The organism is Cellulosimicrobium cellulans (assembly GCF_024124905.1).
Lineage (GTDB): Bacteria > Actinomycetota > Actinomycetes > Actinomycetales > Cellulomonadaceae > Cellulosimicrobium > Cellulosimicrobium cellulans_G.
Window position 1 is genome coordinate 449,187 of record NZ_JAMXST010000001.1, and the last position, 18,556, is coordinate 467,742.

The 18,556-nt window shown below is 73.0% G+C and carries 14 protein-coding genes; 5 read left to right on the forward strand and 9 right to left on the reverse strand.

The window, feature by feature from the left end:
* Nucleotides 1-8: 8 nt before the first annotated feature.
* On the reverse strand, nucleotides 9-2,198 hold the full coding sequence (gene uvrC / locus NHH00_RS02130) for an excinuclease ABC subunit UvrC (RefSeq protein WP_253049666.1): 2,190 nt from the start codon (nucleotides 2,196-2,198) through the stop codon (nucleotides 9-11).
* 115 nt (nucleotides 2,199-2,313) lie between these two features.
* Between uvrC and NHH00_RS02135 the strand changes: the two genes are divergently transcribed.
* Entirely contained in the window at nucleotides 2,314-2,799 is a 486-nt protein-coding gene (locus tag NHH00_RS02135) for an OsmC family protein (protein ID WP_253049668.1), read from the forward strand.
* 102 nt (nucleotides 2,800-2,901) lie between these two features.
* On the opposite strand, the gene uvrA is transcribed toward NHH00_RS02135, so the two are convergent.
* Nucleotides 2,902-5,886, reverse strand: a complete 2,985-nt coding sequence (gene uvrA, locus NHH00_RS02140; RefSeq protein WP_253049670.1) for an excinuclease ABC subunit UvrA — start codon at nucleotides 5,884-5,886, stop codon at nucleotides 2,902-2,904.
* Nucleotides 5,887-6,006: 120 nt separating this feature from the next.
* Between uvrA and NHH00_RS02145 the strand changes: the two genes are divergently transcribed.
* A complete protein-coding gene (locus NHH00_RS02145) occupies nucleotides 6,007-6,714 on the forward strand; it encodes an MBL fold metallo-hydrolase (protein WP_253049672.1) in 708 nt (235 codons plus the stop codon).
* A 93-nt stretch (nucleotides 6,715-6,807) separates the two neighbouring features.
* On the forward strand, nucleotides 6,808-7,107 hold the full coding sequence (locus NHH00_RS02150; protein ID WP_053370964.1) for a YciI family protein: 300 nt from the start codon (nucleotides 6,808-6,810) through the stop codon (nucleotides 7,105-7,107).
* Nucleotides 7,108-7,169: 62 nt separating this feature from the next.
* Here NHH00_RS02150 and NHH00_RS02155 read toward each other — a convergent pair whose 3' ends face one another.
* From NHH00_RS02155 to uvrB, 4 genes are all read right to left on the reverse strand, one after another.
* Entirely contained in the window at nucleotides 7,170-8,297 is a 1,128-nt protein-coding gene (locus tag NHH00_RS02155; protein WP_253049674.1) for a protein kinase family protein, read from the reverse strand.
* Between the two features lie 3 nt (nucleotides 8,298-8,300).
* Entirely contained in the window at nucleotides 8,301-9,428 is a 1,128-nt protein-coding gene (locus tag NHH00_RS02160; RefSeq protein WP_253049676.1) for a TerC family protein, read from the reverse strand.
* Nucleotides 9,428-10,432 carry a TerC family protein gene (locus NHH00_RS02165; protein ID WP_253049678.1) on the reverse strand — a complete coding sequence of 335 codons (1,005 nt, stop codon included), beginning with the start codon at nucleotides 10,430-10,432 and terminating at the stop codon, nucleotides 9,428-9,430. The genes NHH00_RS02160 and NHH00_RS02165 overlap by 1 nt, the downstream gene beginning before the upstream one ends.
* Before the next feature lie 314 nt (nucleotides 10,433-10,746).
* On the reverse strand, nucleotides 10,747-12,855 hold the full coding sequence (uvrB, locus tag NHH00_RS02170; protein WP_253049680.1) for an excinuclease ABC subunit UvrB: 2,109 nt from the start codon (nucleotides 12,853-12,855) through the stop codon (nucleotides 10,747-10,749).
* A 247-nt stretch (nucleotides 12,856-13,102) separates the two neighbouring features.
* Between uvrB and NHH00_RS02175 the strand changes: the two genes are divergently transcribed.
* Entirely contained in the window at nucleotides 13,103-14,464 is a 1,362-nt protein-coding gene (locus NHH00_RS02175; protein ID WP_253049682.1) for a choice-of-anchor A family protein, read from the forward strand.
* A 74-nt stretch (nucleotides 14,465-14,538) separates the two neighbouring features.
* Here NHH00_RS02175 and NHH00_RS02180 read toward each other — a convergent pair whose 3' ends face one another.
* The 3 genes from NHH00_RS02180 to NHH00_RS02190 form a co-directional block, all read right to left on the reverse strand.
* On the reverse strand, nucleotides 14,539-15,156 hold the full coding sequence (locus NHH00_RS02180; protein WP_253049684.1) for a pyroglutamyl-peptidase I: 618 nt from the start codon (nucleotides 15,154-15,156) through the stop codon (nucleotides 14,539-14,541).
* On the reverse strand, nucleotides 15,153-15,794 hold the full coding sequence (gene coaE, locus NHH00_RS02185; RefSeq protein WP_253049686.1) for a dephospho-CoA kinase: 642 nt from the start codon (nucleotides 15,792-15,794) through the stop codon (nucleotides 15,153-15,155). Before coaE ends, NHH00_RS02180 begins: the two co-directional genes overlap by 4 nt.
* A 62-nt stretch (nucleotides 15,795-15,856) precedes the next feature.
* Nucleotides 15,857-16,399 (reverse strand): MarR family winged helix-turn-helix transcriptional regulator, encoded by a 543-nt coding sequence (locus NHH00_RS02190; protein ID WP_253049688.1) that lies wholly within the window; start codon nucleotides 16,397-16,399, stop codon nucleotides 15,857-15,859.
* 163 nt (nucleotides 16,400-16,562) lie between these two features.
* Here NHH00_RS02190 and NHH00_RS02195 point away from each other — a divergent pair, with 163 nt between their 5' ends.
* The gene (locus NHH00_RS02195) at nucleotides 16,563-18,530 is read left to right on the forward strand and encodes an ABC transporter ATP-binding protein (RefSeq protein ID WP_253049689.1); all 1,968 of its coding nucleotides are present in this window, start codon (nucleotides 16,563-16,565) and stop codon (nucleotides 18,528-18,530) included.
* Nucleotides 18,531-18,556: the final 26 nt, after the last annotated feature.

Here is an 18,556-nt window from a genome sequence, read left to right on the forward strand (position 1 = left end):
CCAGCCGCTCACGCCCGGGCCGCGGCCCCGTCGCCCACCGGAGTGTCCTGCGCGCCGTCCTCCACGCCGTCCTGCACGGGGTCCGGGCGCGCGTCGCCCTCGGCGGGCGCCCGCTCCGCCGGGGTCGCGCCCGGGGACGGCTCGGCGGCTCCGCCCAGGGCGGCGACGACGGCACGCGCCGTGCGCTCGCCCATGCCCCGCACCGTCGCGATCTCCTCGACGCTCGCCGCCCGGAGGCGCTTGAGCGAGCCGAAGTGCTTGAGGAGCGCGGTGCGCCGCGCCGGCCCGAGGCCGGGGACGTCGTCGAGCGCGGACGCCGTCATGCCCTTGCTGCGCTGCCTCCGGTGCTGGGCGATGGCGAACCGGTGCGCCTCGTCACGCACGCGCTGCAGCAGGTAGAGGCCCTCCGACGAGCGCTGGAGGATCACGGGGTAGTCGTCCCCCGGGACCCACACCTCCTCGAGCCGCTTGGCAAGGCCGCAGAGCGCGACGTCGTCGATCCCGAGGTCGGCCAGCGCCCGCGCGGCGGCCGCCACCTGCGGCGGGCCGCCGTCGACCACGACGAGGTTCGGCGGGTAGGCGAACCGGGCCCGCCGGTCCACGGGGGCGTCGGCGTCGACCTCGCCGCTGCGCGGCACGTACCCCGCGGCCTCCGCGGCCCGCTCCGCGCGGCGGCCCGCGGCGTCGGACCCGGTCGCGACGTCGTCGGCCTCGAGGTCCAGCTCGACCTCGCCCGAGCGCGAGCGGTCGGACAGGTAGCGCTTGAACCGGCGCGTGATGACCTCGTACATCGCCGCGGTGTCGTCCGCGGCCCCGTCGCCGTCGGGCCCGCGCACGGTGAAGTGCCGGTACTCGCTCTTGCGCGCGAGCCCGTCCTCGAACACGACCATCGACGCGACCTGGTAGGTGCCCTGGTTGTGGGAGACGTCGTAGCACTCGATCCGCAGCGGGGCGGTGTCGAGGTCGAGCGCCTCCTGGATCTCGCGCAGCGCCTGGCTGCGCGTCGTGAGGTCGCCCGCGCGGCGCGTGCGGTGCAGGGCGAGCGCGTGCTCCGCGTTCGCCCGCACGGTCGCGGCGAGCTCCTTCTTGTCGCCACGCTGCGGCACGCGCACGTCGACGCGCGCGCCCCGCAGGCCGGAGAGCCACGTCGTGACCTGCGCGGTGTCCGGCGGCAGGACGGGGACGAGCACCTCGCGCGGGACGACGTCGCGCACGCCGGCCCGGCCCTGGCCGGTCCCCGGGTCGGCCGCCGCGGCCTCCTCGGCCGCGCCGTAGACCTGCTGGAGCAGGTGCTCGACCAGCTCCGCGTCGGTCACGTCCTCGACCTTCTCGACGATCCAGCCGCGCTGGCCGCGGATCCGCCCGCCGCGCACGTGGAACACCTGGACGGCCGCCTCGAGCTCGTCGCCGACGAGCGCGAACACGTCCGCGTCGGTGCCGTCGCCGAGCACCACCGCGTTCTTCTCGGTCGCGCGCTGGAGCGCGACGATGTCGTCGCGCAGGCGCGCCGCGGCCTCGTACTCCATCGCGGCGGCGGCCTCGTTCATCTTGCGCTCGAGTCGCCGCACGAAGCGCTGCGTGTCACCCGCCATGAAGTCGCAGAAGTCCTCGGCGAGCGCCCGGTGGTCCTCGGGCGTGATGCGCCCGACGCACGGGGCCGAGCACTTGTCGATGTACCCCAGGAGGCACGGGCGGCCCGTCTGGTGGGCTCGCTTGAACACGCCCGCCGAGCAGGTGCGCACCGGGAAGACGCGCAGCAGGAGGTCGAGCGTCTCGCGGATCGCCCACGCGTGCCCGTAGGGGCCGAAGTACCGGGTGCCGGGTCGCTTGGCGCCGCGCATGACCTGGGCGCGGGGGAACTCCTCCCCCATCGTCACCGCGAGGTACGGGTAGGACTTGTCGTCGCGGTACTTGACGTTGAACCGCGGGTCGAACTCCTTGATCCAGGAGTACTCGAGCGCGAGAGCCTCGACCTCGGTGCCCACGACGGTCCACTCGACGGACGCCGCGGTCGTCACCATCGTCTGGGTGCGGTGGTGCAGGTTCGCGACGTCCTGGAAGTAGTTCGACAGGCGCGCGCGCAGGTTCTTGGCCTTGCCGACGTAGATCACGCGCCCGTGGTCGTCGCGGAACCGGTAGACGCCTGGCGAGGTGGGGATCTCCCCCGGCGCCGGGCGGTACGTCGCGGGATCAGCCATGTTCTCCAGCCTAGGTCAGGCCACCGACGGCGCGGTGGCAGGGGACGTGCGCGGGCCGCGGCGGCCCGGCGAAGACGTGGTGTGACCTGCACCACCGCCCGCTAGGGTGGCGGCCATGAGCGCACAGCACGGGTACGCCGCGACGGTCCGCTGGACGGGTGCGGGCGACAGGGGCACCGCCTCCTACACGGCCTACGGCCGGGACCACGACGTCCTGCTCGAGGGGAGGCCGCCGCTGCCCGGGTCCGCGGACCCGGCGTTCCGGGGCGACCCGACGCGCTACAGCCCCGAGGAGCTGTTCGTCGTGAGCCTCTCGCAGTGCCACATGCTGTGGTTCCTCCACCTCGCCGCGGCGGCGGGCGTCGTCGTGCGGGAGTACGTGGACGACGTCACCGGCACGATGCGCGTCGAGTCCGGCGGCGAGGGGCAGTTCACGGACGTCACGCTGCACCCCCGCGTCGTGGTCGACGACGGCCCGGGGACCGACGAGGAGTCGCTGGCCGCGCTCCACCAGCGCGCGCACGACCACTGCTTCATCGCACGCTCGGTGAACTTCCGCGTGCTCGTCGAGCCGGCTCCTCCGCGCCGGGCCGCCGCCTGAGCGGCCCGCCCGCGGCCCTCGACACCCGCGGCGGCGCGTCGAGGACGCGTCGCCGCGAGGTCACGCCAGGGCAGCATGCCGGCGCACCGCGTCGGCTCTCGGCTAGGCCGCGGACGCCTTGCGGCGCGGGCGGGTCGTGCCCTCGTCGGTCGCCCGGCGGGCCTTGGCCGAACGACCCTTGGCTCCCTTCGCGGCGGGCGCCGGCGCCGCACCGGGCTTCGTCGGCGCACCGACCGGCACGGGGTCGTGCTGGTCGAGGATCTCCGCGAGGAAGCGGCCGGTGTGGCTCGCCTCGACGCGCGCGACCTGCTCGGGCGTGCCCTGCGCCACGACCTTGCCGCCCCCCGAACCACCCTCCGGGCCCATGTCGACGACCCAGTCGGCGCTCTTGATGACGTCGAGGTTGTGCTCGATGACGAGGACGCTGTTGCCCTTGTCGACGAGCGACTGCAGCACGCCGAGCAGCTTGCGGATGTCCTCGAAGTGCAGGCCCGTCGTCGGCTCGTCGAGCACGTAGATCGTGCGCCCGGTCGAGCGCTTCTGCAGCTCGCTCGCGAGCTTCACGCGCTGCGCCTCGCCACCCGAGAGCGTCGGGGCGGGCTGCCCGAGGCGGACGTACCCGAGGCCGACCTCGACGAGCGTCTTGAGGTGCCGCGAGATCGCCGGGACGGCCGCGAAGAACTCCGACGCCTCCTCGATCGGCATGTCGAGGACGTCGGCCACCGTCTTGCCCTTGAAGTGCACCTCGAGCGTCTCGCGGTTGTAGCGCGCGCCGTGGCAGACCTCGCACGGCACGTAGACGTCCGGGAGGAAGTTCATCTCGATCTTCAGCGTGCCGTCGCCCGAGCACGCCTCGCAGCGGCCGCCCTTGACGTTGAAGGAGAAGCGGCCCGGCGTGTACCCGCGCACCTTGGCCTCGGTGGTCTCCGCGAAGAGCTTGCGCACGTGGTCCCATACCCCCGTGTACGTCGCCGGGTTCGACCGCGGCGTGCGCCCGATCGGCCCCTGGTCCACGTGCACGACCTTGTCGAGGTGGTCCAGGCCCGTGACGCGCGTGTGCCGGCCCGCGACCTGACGCGCGCCGTTGAGCTCGTTGGCGAGGACCGTGTAGAGGATCGAGTTCACGAGCGTCGACTTGCCCGACCCCGACACCCCCGTCACGGCGGTGAGCGTCCCGAGCGGGAAGCTCACGTCGATGCCCGTGAGGTTGTGCTCGCGCGCGCCCACGACCGTGACCTGACGGCCCGGGTCGGTCGGGCGACGCTCGGCCGGGAGCGGGATGCTGCGACGGCCCGCGAGGTAGGCGCCCGTGACCGACTCCGGCGCCTCCAGCAGACCGGCGTAGTCGCCCGAGTGCACGACGCGTCCGCCGTGCTCGCCCGCGCCCGGGCCGATGTCGACGACCCAGTCCGCGGTCCGGATGGTGTCCTCGTCGTGCTCGACGACGATGAGCGTGTTCCCGAGGTCGCGCAGGCGCGTGAGGGTCTCGATGAGCCGGCGGTTGTCGCGCTGGTGCAGGCCGATGCTCGGCTCGTCGAGGACGTAGAGGACGCCGACCAGGCCCGAGCCGATCTGCGTCGCGAGCCGGATGCGCTGCGCCTCGCCGCCGGAGAGCGTCGCGGCCGGTCGCTCGAGCGAGAGGTAGTCGAGGCCGACGTCGAGCAGGAACCCGAGGCGCGCGTCGATCTCCTTGAGGACCTCCGTCGCGATGGCGCGCTCGCGCGCGCCGAGCTCGAGCGAGCCGAGGAACGCCGCGGCCTCGCGCAGCGGGAGACGGCACACGTCCCAGATCGACTTGCCGCCGACCTTGACGGCGAGGACCTCGGGCTTGAGGCGCGCACCCCGGCACACCGGGCACGGGACCTCGCGCATGAAGGCCTCGTACTTCTCCTTGGACCAGTCCGACTCGGTCTCGGTGTGCCGGCGCTCGAGGAACGTGATGACGCCCTCGAACCCGGTCGAGTACTGCCGCTCGCGGCCCCAGCGGTTCTTGTACCGGACGTGGACCTGGTGGTTCTGCCCGTGCAGGACCGCCTTCTTCGCGCGCTCGGGCAGCGCCCGCCACGGCGTGTCCATGGAGAACCCGAGGTCGTCCGCGAGCGCCGTGAGCACCCGCTCGAAGTACTCCGAGGAGATCTGCGCCCACGGCGCGACCGCGCCCTCGCTCAGCGACTTCTCGACGTCCGGCACCACGAGGTCGGGGTCGACCTCGAGGCGGAAGCCGATGCCCGTGCACTCGGGGCACGCGCCGTAGGGCGCGTTGAAGGAGAACGTGCGCGGCTCGATCTCGTCCAGCGCGAGCTCGTGGTCGTTGGGGCACGCGCGCTTCTCGGAGAAGCGGCGCTCGCGCGCCGGGTCGTCCGCGTCGGCGTCGACGAGCTCGACGACGACGAGCCCGCCCGCGAGCCCGAGCGCGGTCTCGACCGAGTCGGTGAGCCGGCGCTGCACGCCCTCGCGTGCCACGAGGCGGTCGACGACGACCTCGATGTCGTGCTTGAGCTTCTTCTCGAGCGCCGGGACGTCGGTGAGCGTGCGTACCTCGCCGTCGACGCGGGCGCGCGCGAAGCCCTTGGTCTGGAGCTCCTTGAAGAGCTCGGAGTACTCGCCCTTGCGCCCGCGCACCACCGGCGCGAGCACCTGGTACCGCGTGCCCTCCGGCAGCTCGAGGAGCCGGTCCACGATCTGCTGCGGGGTCTGCGCGGTCACGCGCTCGCCGCACACGGGGCAGTGCTGCGTCCCGGCGCGCGAGAAGAGCAGGCGGAGGTAGTCGTAGACCTCGGTGATCGTGCCGACGGTCGAGCGCGGGTTGCGGTTCGTGGACTTCTGGTCGATCGACACCGCGGGCGACAGGCCCTCGATGAAGTCGACGTCGGGCTTGTCCATCTGCCCGAGGAACTGGCGCGCGTACGCGGACAGCGACTCGACGTAACGGCGCTGCCCCTCCGCGAAGATGGTGTCGAACGCGAGCGAGGACTTGCCCGAGCCGGAGAGCCCCGTGAAGACGATGAGCTTGTCCCGCGGGAGGTCGAGGTCGACGTTGCGGAGGTTGTGCTCGCGGGCACCGGAGATGACGAGGCGATTGCTCACCGCAGCATCGTACGACCGACCACCCACATTCGCACAGGTGTTCGACGTCACCTTCGCGCGTCCTCCGACGAACGCTCACCGTGGCCCGCCCGCGCCCGGCGGGCGAGGCAGACTGACCGCATGACGTACACGGGACAGGTCGTGGTGGGCGGGCCCGCCGACGTGCGCCGTCTCGACGAGGTCGAGATCCGCAAGCTCGCCGTCGGGCCGCTCGCCAACGACGTCTACCTCCTCACGTGCCGGCGCACGGGCGCCCAGGTCCTGATCGACGCGGCCGACGCGCCCGACGACGTCCTCGCGCTCGTCCGCGAGGGGTCACCGACCGCGCGCCTCGACGTCGTCGTCACGACGCACCGCCACCTGGACCACCTGCGCGCCCTCGCGTCGATCGTCGCCGTCACGGGGGCGACGACGGCCGTCGGTGGTCCCGACGCCGACGCCGTCGCGGAGGCCGCCGACGTGCACGTGGTGCGGCGCCTCCGCCACGGGGACCTCGTCCGCGCCGGGGACGTCGTGCTCGAGGTCGTCGCGCTGCGGGGCCACACGCCGGGGTCGGTCGCGCTCGCCTATCGCGAGCCCGCCGAGGTGCGCGCGCCGGAGGCCGTCGCGGGCCGGGTGCACCTGTTCACGGGCGACTCGCTGTTCCCGGGCGGGGTCGGGAGCACGGGGCACGAACCCGCGCGCTTCGAGCGGCTCTTCGCGGACGTCACGGAGCGCGTCTTCGACCGGTACGACGACGCGACGTGGGTCTACCCCGGCCACGGCGCGGACACGACCCTCGGCGCCGAGCGACCGCACCTGGACGAGTGGCGCGAGCGCGGCTGGTAGCGGAGGGCTGACCAGCCCGGGTCGCCACCGCGGTGACGACCGAGGCGCGGACCCCGACCGCGCGCCGTCGGGCGGGTCTGGTTCACTCACGGCATGCCGATCCACGCCGTCACCTACGTCTACGCCGACCGCGCCCCCGAGCTCGACGCCCTGCGTCCGGAGCACCGCGCGTTCCTGGGCGACCTCTACGCCCGGGGCACGCTCCTGGCGTCCGGCCCGCTGCCCGCGCACGAGGGAGCTCCCGCCGGGGCGCTGCTCGTCCTCGACGGAGAGACGCCCGACGCCGTCGCCGCGGTCCTCGACGAGGACCCGTTCGGACGCGCCGGCCTCGTCGCCGAACGCACGGTGCGCCCGTGGGCCCCGGTCATCGGCGACTGGGCCGACCGCGCCTGACGAGGCACGGCCCGCCCGGAGCGATCCCGCCTGCGTGACGGCGAGCCGTCTTCGGGGTCGGTCTACCGAGCGCCGGCCCGGCCGGGCCCGCGGTCGGCGCGACCGAGCCGGTCGACCGCCTCCCAGGGGTACGGCGTCGCACGGCTCTCCCGCTGGAACGCGCGGTAGAAGTCCCCCACCACCGCCGCGACCGGGGCGTGTCGCACCAGCGTCGCGGCGACCCCCGCCGAGACGTCGGTCGGCGGGCTGCCCTGAGCCCAGGAGCGCACCAGCGCACGGCGCTCCTCGGGCCCGCACCCGAACAGGGCGACGGACAGCCAGCTCACCAGGTGCGTGACGCCGTAGCAGTCGTCGTAGTCCTGGTGCGCGGCGACGAAGTCGACCTCGTCGGGCGAGAGGTCGAAACCCGAGGAGATGGCGAGGCCGAAGTCGGCGAAGTAGAGCCGCTCGCCGTCGGTCAGGACGTTCTCGAAGTGCGCGTCGAAGTGCAGCAGGCCACGTGACCTCATGAACGCGATCCCGTCGCGCAGCCCGTCCTCCACGAGCGCACAGGCCCGCTCGGCGGTCTCGCCGCCGGCCCCGACCTGGACGCCGAGCCAGTCGTGCAGCGTCTGCGGGACGTGTTCCAGGAACAGCACGATGCTCGCCGAGGAGTCCCGCAGGGCCTCGATCCGGCGGCGCACCGCCGTGCCGCCGCCCCAGTACTCGACGGCGCGCTCGACGTCGGCCAGCTCGTCGGGCAGGGGCCGGCCCCCGTCGGGCAGCACTCGCCAGTGGTGCATCAGGGGAAAGCCCTCGTGCTCCCCCGCGATCACCCAGCCCGTCGTCATGACGTGCACGGCCAGCTCCCGCCAGGCACCGAAGCCCGGGGCGCCGATGGTGCCGACCCCGTAGTGGCAGTAGGTGGGGAGGTCGAACAGGTTCGCCGTGGAGCGGACGTTGTCCGCCCGGCGCTCGAGGTCGCTCAGGCGCACCCGCTTGACGAACACCGGAATGCCGTCGACGTCGAGCGACGACGTCTCGCCGCCGATGCCCGCACCGACCCGCGGGGCGGCGTCCACGAGCTCGCGGAGCCGGCGGTCGCTGTGCAGCGACAGCGCCGTGCTGACCGCCGCGTGCCGGGCCAGGCGGGCAGCGCGGGACCCGTCGGTCCGGGCCGGCACCGTCTCGCTCCGCGGCTCGTCGGGCACGCGCTATCGCCCGGTGCCGTCCTGCGGGCCCGTGCCCCATGGCGGTGTCTCGCCGACCGGCGCGCCCCCGTCCACCGACTCCCCCTCGGGCTCCTGGACCGCGTCCTCCACGACGGCGGCAGCGCCGCGCGTCGCGGCCACCTCGGAGTCGTCCTGGGCGTGCAGCGCCCGCGTGCGCAGGAGGCTCGCGACCGTCGTGACGGCGAGCGCGCCGATGATCACGACCAGCGACAGCCAGATCGGGACCGTCGGGACGGCGTCGAGGTGCTCCCCGCCGTTGATGAACGGCAGCGTGTTCTCGTGCAGCGCCTCGAGGATCAGCTTCACGCCGATGAACCCGAGGATCACCGCCAGACCGATCGGCAGGTAGACGAGGCGCTCGAGCAGGCCGCCCAGGAGGAAGTAGAGCTGGCGCAGGCCCATCAGCGCGAAGACGTTCGTCGTGAAGACGATGAACGGGTCCTGGGTGAGCCCGAAGATCGCGGGGATCGAGTCGAACGCGAAGAGCAGGTCGGTGCTGCCGATCGCGAGGAACACGATGACCAGCGGCGTGAAGACCCGCTTGCCGTCCTCGACCGTGCGCAGCCGGCCGCCGTCGTACTGCGTGCCCAGCGGCAGGACCCGCCGCAGGGTCCGGACGGCGCGGTTCTCGTGGTACTCCTCGGGCTCGTCCCCGCCGGCCACGAGCTTGACGGCCGTGTAGATGAGGAACGCGCCGAACAGGTAGAACACCCACACGAACTGGGCGATGATCGCCGCACCCGCGAGGATGAACGCCCCGCGCAGGACGAGCGCGACGATGATGCCGACCATCAGCACGCGCTGCTGCTGGTCCCGCGGGACCGCGAACCTCGCCATGATGATGACGAACACGAAGAGGTTGTCCACGGAGAGGCTGTACTCCGTGAGCCAGCCCGCGTAGAACTCCCCGGCCGGTGCCGCCCCGCCGACCGCGCCCACGATCGCCCCGAAGACGAGGGCGAGCGCGACGTAGAAGCCGACCCACAGCGCGCTCTCGCGCATCGAGGGGACGTGCGGGCGGCGCCCCACGACGAACAGGTCGACGAGGAGCAGCACCGCGAGCGCCGAGAGCGACGCCCACTCGAACCAGACGGGAAGCTCGTGAACCATCAGCGTGAGCCCTCCGAGCTCTCGACGGAGCGCCGACGGTCGGCGCGGTCCTTGGCGAGGCTCGCGACCGTGGTGATCGTGAGCACGACGACGATGAACCCGAGCGACAGCGCCGTCGAGATCTCCGGGACGGCGGTGATGTGCTCACCGCCGTTGATGAACGGCACCTCGTTCTTGTGCAGCGCGTGGATGAGCAGCTTGACGCCGATGAAGCCGAGGATCGCCGCGAGGCCGTACGCGAGGTAGACGAGGCGGTCGAGGAGGCCGTCGATGAGGAAGTAGAGCTGGCGCAGGCCGAGCAGCGAGAACGCGTTGGCGGCGAACACGAGGAAGGTCTCCTGCGTGAGGCCGAAGATCGCGGGGATCGAGTCGACCGCGAAGAGCAGGTCCGCGCTGCCGATCGCGATCATCACGATGAGCATCGGGGTGATGTAGCGCTTCCCGTCGATCCTCGTCGTCATCTTGTCCTCGACGTACGTCTCCGTCGTCGGGAACAGGCGGCGGGTCAGCCGCAGCGCGCCGTTCTCGTGGAACTCCTCGTCGTGGCCGGAGCCGGCCTTGACCTGCGTCCACGCGGTGTACAGCAGGAACGCGCCGAAGACGTAGAAGACCCAGCTGAAGTTCTCGATGAGGGCCGCGCCGAGGAAGATGAAGATCGTCCGCAGGACCAGCGCGATCGTGATGCCGATGAGCAGCACCTTCTGCTGGTAGAGCCGCGGGACGCGGAAGCTCGTCATGATGAGGACGAACACGAAGAGGTTGTCGACCGACAGGCTCTTCTCGGTGATGTAGCCGGCGAAGTACTCGCCGCCGTACGTCGAGCCCCAGACGGCCCAGACGATGCCGCCGAAGGCCACCGCGACGGCGACGTAGCCCGCGGACCACCACGTGGCCTCGCGCAGGCTCGGGGCGTGGGGCGTGCGCACGTGCCCCACGTAGTCGACGGCGAGCATCGCGAGGATCACGCCGACGGTGACGAGCCAGACCCAGACGGGCACATCCATGAAGATTCCTCCGGTACGTGGGGAGCACTGTGTACCGAAGGTCTCTTCCGCCACGCACCGCCACCCGCACCCGCACGGGACGCGGGCTGGTGGTAGTGGGACCGGTGACACCGGGCCGACGACTGCGCCGGCCGTGATGACGACATCACCGCGGAGGAATACTCCCCTTCAACGAGGAGCCAGCATAGGCCATCGCCCCTCTGCACGGGACAACCTGACGCGCGGGCGAGATGTTCCTCGGCCCCGGCCGACCGCTCGGTCCCGGGCAGGTCGCTGGAGGCAGAGCGCGCCCGACGACCGTCCGGGCCTCCGCGTCAGGCCGTCGCGGCCTGCATCTGCCGCAGCTCCTTCTTGAGCCCCGAGATCTCGTCGCGCAGCCGGGCGGCGAGCTCGAACTGCAGCTCGCCCGCGGCCGCGTGCATCTGGTCGCTGAGCTCCTGGATGAGCTCGGCGAGGTCGCTCGCCGCCGCGCCGGCGAGCCGGTTGCCCGACGACGCGCCCTCCTTGGGCGCTCCCGGCACCGGCGCCCTGCCCTTCGCGCCCTTGCCCGGCTGTCGGTACCCGCCCGCGAGCAGCTCGGCCGTGTCGACGTCCTCGCGCGCGAGCATGTCGGTCACGTCGGAGATCCGCTTGCGCAGCGGCGTCGGATCGACCCCGTGCTCCGTGTTGTACGCGATCTGCCGCTCGCGGCGCCGCTCGGTCTCCTCGATCGCCGCCGCCATCGCCGGCGTGATCTTGTCCGCGTACATGTGCACCTGGCCCGAGACGTTGCGGGCCGCGCGGCCGATCGTCTGGATGAGCGACTTGGGCGACCGCAGGAAGCCCTCCTTGTCGGCGTCGAGGATCGCGACGAGCGACACCTCGGGCAGGTCGAGGCCCTCGCGCAGCAGGTTGATGCCGACGAGGACGTCGTACTCGCCGAGGCGCAGCTCGCGCAGGAGCTCCACGCGCCGCAGCGTGTCGACCTCCGAGTGCAGGTACCGGACCCGCACGTCCTTCTCGAGCAGGTAGTCCGTGAGGTCCTCCGCCATCTTCTTGGTGAGCGTCGTGACGAGGACGCGCTCGTTCCGCTCGACCCGCTCGCGGATCTCGTGCAGCAGGTCGTCGATCTGCCCCGTGGTGGGCTTGACGAGCACCTCCGGGTCGACCAGGCCGGTCGGCCGGATGATCTGCTCGACGACGCCGTCGGCCATCGAGAGCTCGTAGTCGCCGGGCGTCGCCGACAGGTACACGGTCTGGCCGATGCGCTCGACGAACTCCTCCCAGCGCAGCGGCCGGTTGTCCATCGCGCTCGGCAGCCGGAACCCGTGGTCGACGAGGCTGCGCTTGCGCGACATGTCGCCCTCGAACATGGCGCCGATCTGCGGCACGGTCACGTGCGACTCGTCGATGACGAGGAGGAAGTCCTCCGGGAAGTAGTCGAGCAGCGTGTTCGGCGCCGAGCCTGCCTCGCGGCCGTCGATGTGCCGCGAGTAGTTCTCGATCCCGGACGCGGTGCCGATCTGGCGCATCATCTCGATGTCGTAGGTGGTACGCATGCGCAGCCGCTGTGCCTCGAGCAGCTTGTTCTGCCGCTCGAGCTCGTCGAGCCGCTCGGCGAGCTCGGCCTCGATCGAGGAGATCGCGCGCTCCATGCGCTCCGGCCCGGCGACGTAGTGCGTGGCCGGGAACACGTGGATGCTCGGCTCGGACCGGATCACGTCGCCCGTGAGCGGGTGCAGGGTCTGGATGCTCTCGATCTCGTCGCCGAAGAACTCGATGCGGACCGCGAGCTCCTCGTACACCGGGATGATCTCGACCGTGTCACCGCGCACCCGGAACGTGCCGCGCGTGAACGCCATGTCGTTGCGCGTGTACTGCATCGTCACGAACTGCCGCAGCAGGTCGTCGCGCTCGACCTGCATGCCGACGTCGAGCCGGACCATCCGGTCGACGTACTCCTGCGGCGTGCCGAGACCGTAGATGCACGACACGGAGGCGACCACGACGACGTCGCGACGGGTGAGCAGGGAGCTCGTGGCGGAGTGCCGCAGCCGCTCGACCTCGTCGTTGATGGACGAGTCCTTCTCGATGTAGGTGTCCGTCTGCGCGATGTACGCCTCGGGCTGGTAGTAGTCGTAGTACGAGACGAAGTACTCGACCGCGTTGTGCGGCAGCAGCTCCCGGAACTCCGTCGCGAGCTGCGCGGCGAGCGTCTTGTTCGGCGCCATGACCAGCGTCGGGCGCTGCAGCTCCTCGATGAGCCACGCCGTCGTCGCCGACTTGCCCGTGCCGGTGGCGCCGAGGAGCACGACGTCCTTCTCCCCCGCGCGGATGCGCTGCGCGAGGTCAGCGATCGCCGTGGGCTGGTCGCCCGACGGCTGGTACTCGGAGATGACCTCGAACGGGGTGGTCGCACGCTGGAGATCGGTCACGGGACGCATGCCTCCACGGTACGTCGACCCACCCACACGGACCCCTCCGTGCGCGGTCGGCGCCCCCTGGAGGAGTCGTTCCGGGAAATCACCCCGACGTAATTTGGAAGGTGTCATTCGCAACCTCTAGGGTCGCCTCGACCCTGCCGCGCTCCCCGACGCCCGTGGAGCAGCACGACAGCACGGACCACGGGCGGCGGAGTCCGTGCGCAGTAAGTCAGCGCCGCTAGCGAACCCTCGACCTGGAGCCGACACCATGCGCCTTCACCCCGCGCGCCCCCGCGGAATCCCCCTGCTCGCACTCACCGCCCTCGCCCTGACGACCGTCGGCCTCGCCGCGCCGGCGACCGCCGCGCCGCTGGCCACCACGCCGGAGGTCACCGCCGACGACGTCTGCACCGCGGACCCGTCCACGCGACCGGTCGACGTCTACGAGCTCACCGCCGTGGAGGACGCGGGCGTCGGTATCTGGGCGGGCGGCGGGCTCACCGTCACGACCGCGACCGAGCTCGAGGGCCGCGTCGTCGTGGGCGGGGACGCCGACCTCTCCGGAGCCGGGAGCCTCAACGTCGGGACCGCAGGGGGCGGCGGCTCGGCGATCACCCCGGCCGGCGGGACCGACATGCTCGTCGTCGGCGGCGACCTCGCGACCGCGACGAACACCCAGGTCGGCTTCCACGCCTCGAGCGGTGGCAACGTCGTCGTCGGCGGGAAGATCACCGGCGCGACCCCGAGCACCGAGAGCCGCAACGCGCCCGGCCGTCCGGGCACGGTCACGCAGGGCGTGGGCCGCGACGTTGCGCTGCGTCCCTACGTCGCGCTCCCCGGGCTCGTCACGGGCATCGCGGCCGACGCCGCCGACGGCGCCGTCGCCGCCGCGCCCGAGGGCGGGGTGCTGACGGTCGAGGCCGGAGCGCGGTACACGCTCACGGCCGACCAGGCATCGACTCTCACCGCGCTGTACGTCACCGGGACGGGGCCGGTGCTCCTCACCGTCACCGGCACCTCCGTGGACGTGTCGCGGCTGCAGCACGTCGAGTACGGCGGCGTGCGCGTCTACCAGACCGCCCAGCACCTGTCGGCGCACTTCCTGTGGAGCTTCCCGGACGCGACCCGGGTGACGCTCGGCACGAACGACCAGTTCCCCGGAACGATCGTCGTCCCGCGCACGGACGCGACCCTCACGCTGGCGACCTCGACCAACGGGCGCATCCTGTCGAACGGCGCCGTCTCCTACACCGGTGGCGCCGGGATCGAGCACCACAACTACCCGTTCGCCGGCCCGTGCGAGTCGACGCCGTTCGTCGAGGAGCCCGAGCCCGAGCCGTCGCCGGAAGGCCCGAACCCGGGCGAGGGCGTGACCACGCCGCCGACGACCGAGGAGACCCCGTCCACGGAGGAGCCGGGCGAGCCCACGGTGGAGGCGACCCCGGCCGCCGAGACCCCGGCCGCCAGCCCGGACGCGACCCCTGCGTCCGCCGAGAAGGGCGACGACTCGCCCGAGAGCGGCCTCGCCACGACGGGCGCGTCGGTCGTCGTGCTGGCCGTCGTCGCTGCGCTGCTGCTCGCCGGGGGCGCGACGATCCTCGTCGTGGCACGTCGGCGCGCGACGAGCTGACGCCTCGACCACGAGCACGCACCGAGGGCCCGGCAGGCGAGACCTGCCGGGCCCTCGGCGTCCCCGCGCTCGGCTCAGCTCTCCGAACCGGCCGCGAGGGCCGGCTCGGGACTACCGAGGAGCGCGTGCCGCACGACGGCGGCCACGGCCGCGACCTGGTCCGCGATCGGGACGACGTCGGCCCCGGGGACGTGGACGAAGCCGGCGCGCCGACCCGGCCCGGCACCCCAGTGATGCATGAGGGCGTAGAAGACGTCGTTGCACACATAGGTCCCCGCGGTGCTCGACACCGCCACCGGAACACCCGTCGCGCGGATCGCCGCGAGCGACGCCTTGAGCGGGAGCGTCGACCAGTACCCGACCGGCCCGCCCTCGGCGACGGGCAGGTCGACGGGCTGCGCGCCCGCGTTGTCGGGGATCCGGGCGTCGCGCACGTTGACCGCGACCCGTTCGAGGCGCACGCCCGACGCACCTCCCGCCAGGCCGAGCGCCACGACGACCTCGGGGTCGTGCTCGCGGATCGCGGCGTCGAGCACCGGCCACGCTCCGGCGAACGTCACCGGCAGCCGGACGGCGACGACCCGGTCGCCGACGAGCGCCTCCCCGCGCTCGGCGAGCCGCGCCGCGGTCTCCCACGACGGGTTCTCGAGGGCACCGTCGAACGGCTCGAACCCGCTGACGACGACCGTCACGCCTCGTGCTCCTCGATCTCGGCCTGGACCTCGGCGTCGACCTCCGCGCGCACGCGTGCCCACAGCTCGTCGACCTGCACGCGCAGCGCCTCCGGGGAGCCGGACCCGTCGAGGGTCACGTCCGCCGCGGCGAGGCGCGACGCGTCGTCGGCCTGGGCGGCGACGCGGGCGAGGGCCTCGTCCTCGGTCAGCCCGCGTCCCTCGACGAGCCGGCTCACCCGCACGTCTACGGGCGTGTGCACGACCACGACGCAGTGGAACCGGGCGGGGTCACCCGTCTCGACGAGGAGCGGGATGTCGTGCACGACGACGGCCCGGGGGTCGGCCGCGCCGGCGGCCGCCTCGCGCTCGGCCGCGAGCCGACGCACCTCCGGGTGGACGATCGCGTTGAGACGCTCGCGCGCGGCGGCGTCGCCGAACACGACCCGACCGAGCGCGGCCCGGTCGAGCGCGCCGTCGTCGTCCAGGACGTCCGGCCCGAACGCCTCGACGACCTCGTCGAGGCCGACCGTCCCGGGCGCCACCGCGTCGCGCGAGAGCGCGTCGTAGTCCACGACGACGGCGCCGAGCTCGGCGAAGCGTGCGAGCGCGACGGACTTCCCCGCCGCGATTCCTCCGGTCAGGCCGATGCGAAACATGCGCCCCATCCTGCCAGCCGGTGGGCGTCCTCGCGCCGGGACGGTCGACCACGCGGAGCGGCTCAGCCGTGCGCGCCCGACGGCTCTCCCGAGCCGCCCTCCGACCGGTGGTCGGCGTGCGCACCGTCCGGTCGCTCGCCCGCGACGGCGCGCAGGAGCCGCAGGAGCTCGGCGCGCTCGGCGGCGTCGAGGCGCGCGAGGAGCGTCCCGGCGCTCGACGACCGCTCCGCTCCCACCTGCGCGACGACCTCCCGCCCCCGCGGGGTGAGCGCGACGAGCGTCGCCCTCCGGTCGTGCGGGTCGGGGGTGCGCCGGACGAGCCCGGCCCGTTCGGCGTCGTCCACCTTGGACGTCACCGACCGGGGCGCGACGTCCAGCGCGGACGCGACCGCGCCGAGCCGACAGGGCTCGTCGCAGCGGGCGAGGAAGCGCAGCATCCGGTACTGGCCGGGGGTCGTCCCGGCGGGCTCGGCGCGCTCGCTCGCCTCACGGCGCACGCTCCGGAGCGCCGCGTGCAGGAGCGAGAGGAACTCGCCCGCCTCGTCCGTGGAGGTCGGGCCGCCCACCGCGCCCCGTGCGGGGCGCGCGCTCGCATCGCTCGTCACGAGGCCGAGCGTACCCGGCGGACGGGGTCTTGTGGAGCACACTCATTGTGAGTTAAACTCACTATCGCTGTCGCGCGAGCGGTCGCACGACCGCGCCCGCCGCCGCGGACGACCATGCCGCCGCGGACGACCGCGCCGCCCCTCCCCCACCCAGGAGGCCCCCATGTCTTTCCCCTCACCCCTCCCCGGCTCCGGCGGCGGGCGCGGCATGCGCTCGTTCCGCCAGGACTCCTCCGTCGCGTCCCGTCGGCTGCACCGCGGCACGATCCGACGCGTCCTCACGTTCGCCCGGCCCTACCGGCGCCAGCTCGCGGCGTTCCTCGTGCTCATCTCGGTCGACGCCGCGGCGGGCGCGGCCACGCCGCTGCTGTTCCAGCGCATCATCGACGACGGCATCACGGCAGGCGACGTCGGCGTCGTCGTCGCGCTCTCGCTCGTCGCCGCCGGGCTGGCGGTGCTCTCGGGCGCGCTCGGGGTCGCCCAGCGCTGGTTCTCCTCGCGCATCGGCGAGGGCCTCATCGTCGACCTGCGCACGGCCGTCTTCGACCACGTGCAGCGCATGCCGCTCGCCTTCTTCAGCCGCACCCGGACCGGTGCGCTCGTGCAGCGCCTCAACGGCGACGTCCTCGGCGCGCAGCAGGCGTTCACGTCGACGCTCTCGAACGTCTTCTCGAACCTCCTCACCGTCGTGTTCGTCCTCGCCGCGATGCTCTCCATGTCCTGGCAGCTCACGCTCCTCGCCCTGACCCTGCTGCCCGCGTTCGTGCTCCCGGCCCGCTGGGTCGGCAAGCGCCTCGCCGCGATCACGCGCGAGAGCTACGAGCTCAACGCCGAGGCCGCGCAGACCATGAACGAGCGGTTCAACGTCGCGGGCGCCCACCTCGTCAAGGTCTTCGGCGACCCGGCCCGCGAGTCGTCCCGGTTCGCCGCCCAGGCCGGCCGCGTCCGTGACATCGGCGTGAAGCAGGCCATGTACGGCACGGTCTTCCGCGTCGGCCTCACCGTCGTCGCGTCGGTCGCCGTCGCCATCGTCTACGGGCTCGGCGGCGTCATGGCGATCTCGGGCACGCTGACGGTCGGCACCGTCGTCGCGCTCACCGCCTACCTCGGGCGCCTCTACGGCCCGCTCACCGCGATGTCCAACGTCCAGGTCGACGTCATGACCGCGCTCGTGAGCTTCGAGCGCGTGCTCGAGGTGCTCGACCTCGAGCCCACCGTCACCGACGCACCCGATGCCGACGACCTCGCCGACGACGTCGAGCGGCACGGGGCGAGCCTCGAGCTCGACGGCGTGACGTTCCGCTACCCCAGCGCGTCGGAGGTCTCCCTCGCCTCGCTCGAGTCCGTCGCCGTCGAGGGGACCGACCCCACGACCGACACCCTGCGCGACGTCACCTTCTCGGTCCCCGCGGGGGCGATGGTCGCTCTCGTCGGCTCGTCCGGCGCAGGCAAGACGACCGTGTCGCAGCTCGTCACGCGCATGTACGACCCGACCTCCGGGCACGTGCGGATCGCCGGGCGCGACCTGCGCGACGTCACGCAGGAGAGCCTGCACGACGCCGTCGGCGTGGTCACGCAGGAGGCGCACCTCTTCCACGACTCGATCGCCGAGAACCTCCGGTACGCCAAGCCGGACGCGACGGACGCCGAGCTCGAGTCCGCGCTGCGCCGCGCGCACGTGTGGGACGTCGTCGCCGCCCTGCCGTCCGGCATGGACACCGTCGTCGGCGACCGCGGCTACCGGATGTCTGGCGGCGAGCGGCAGCGGCTCGCGATCGCCCGGGTGTTCCTCAAGGCCCCGCAGCTCGTCGTCCTCGACGAGGCGACCGCGCACCTCGACTCGGACTCCGAGGCCGCGGTCCAGGCGGCCCTCGCCGAGGCGCTGCGCGGGCGCACGTCGCTCGTCATCGCGCACCGGCTCTCGACCGTCCGGGAGGCCGACCTCATCGTCGTCCTCGACGCCGGCCGCGTCGTCGAGACGGGCACGCACGCCGAGCTCCTCGCGCGCGGCGGCCGCTACGCCGCGCTCTACCGGACGCAGTTCGCCGACTCACCCGCGCCGTCGGGCAGCGAACCGAGCACAGTCCTGGCCGCTGCCACGGCCCCCGAGCCGGCGACGGCGACCGCCTGACGGCCGACCGCCGAGCAGGTGGTCCC

What these genes read in the sequence shown, in the direction of transcription:
- NHH00_RS02145 (WP_253049672.1), top strand. Translation starts at nt 6,007, where the DNA reads ATGACGTACACGGGACAGGTCGTGGTGGGCGGGCCCGCCGACGTGCGC.
- NHH00_RS02195 (WP_253049689.1), top strand. Translation starts at nt 16,563, where the DNA reads ATGTCTTTCCCCTCACCCCTCCCCGGCTCCGGCGGCGGGCGCGGCATG.
- uvrC (WP_253049666.1), bottom strand. Translation starts at nt 2,198, where the DNA reads ATGGCTGATCCCGCGACGTACCGCCCGGCGCCGGGGGAGATCCCCACC.
- NHH00_RS02150 (WP_053370964.1), top strand. Translation starts at nt 6,808, where the DNA reads ATGCCGATCCACGCCGTCACCTACGTCTACGCCGACCGCGCCCCCGAG.
- coaE (WP_253049686.1), bottom strand. Translation starts at nt 15,794, where the DNA reads ATGTTTCGCATCGGCCTGACCGGAGGAATCGCGGCGGGGAAGTCCGTC.
- NHH00_RS02165 (WP_253049678.1), bottom strand. Translation starts at nt 10,432, where the DNA reads ATGGATGTGCCCGTCTGGGTCTGGCTCGTCACCGTCGGCGTGATCCTC.
- NHH00_RS02175 (WP_253049682.1), top strand. Translation starts at nt 13,103, where the DNA reads ATGCGCCTTCACCCCGCGCGCCCCCGCGGAATCCCCCTGCTCGCACTC.
- NHH00_RS02135 (WP_253049668.1), top strand. Translation starts at nt 2,314, where the DNA reads ATGAGCGCACAGCACGGGTACGCCGCGACGGTCCGCTGGACGGGTGCG.
- uvrB (WP_253049680.1), bottom strand. Translation starts at nt 12,855, where the DNA reads ATGCGTCCCGTGACCGATCTCCAGCGTGCGACCACCCCGTTCGAGGTC.
- NHH00_RS02160 (WP_253049676.1), bottom strand. Translation starts at nt 9,428, where the DNA reads ATGGTTCACGAGCTTCCCGTCTGGTTCGAGTGGGCGTCGCTCTCGGCG.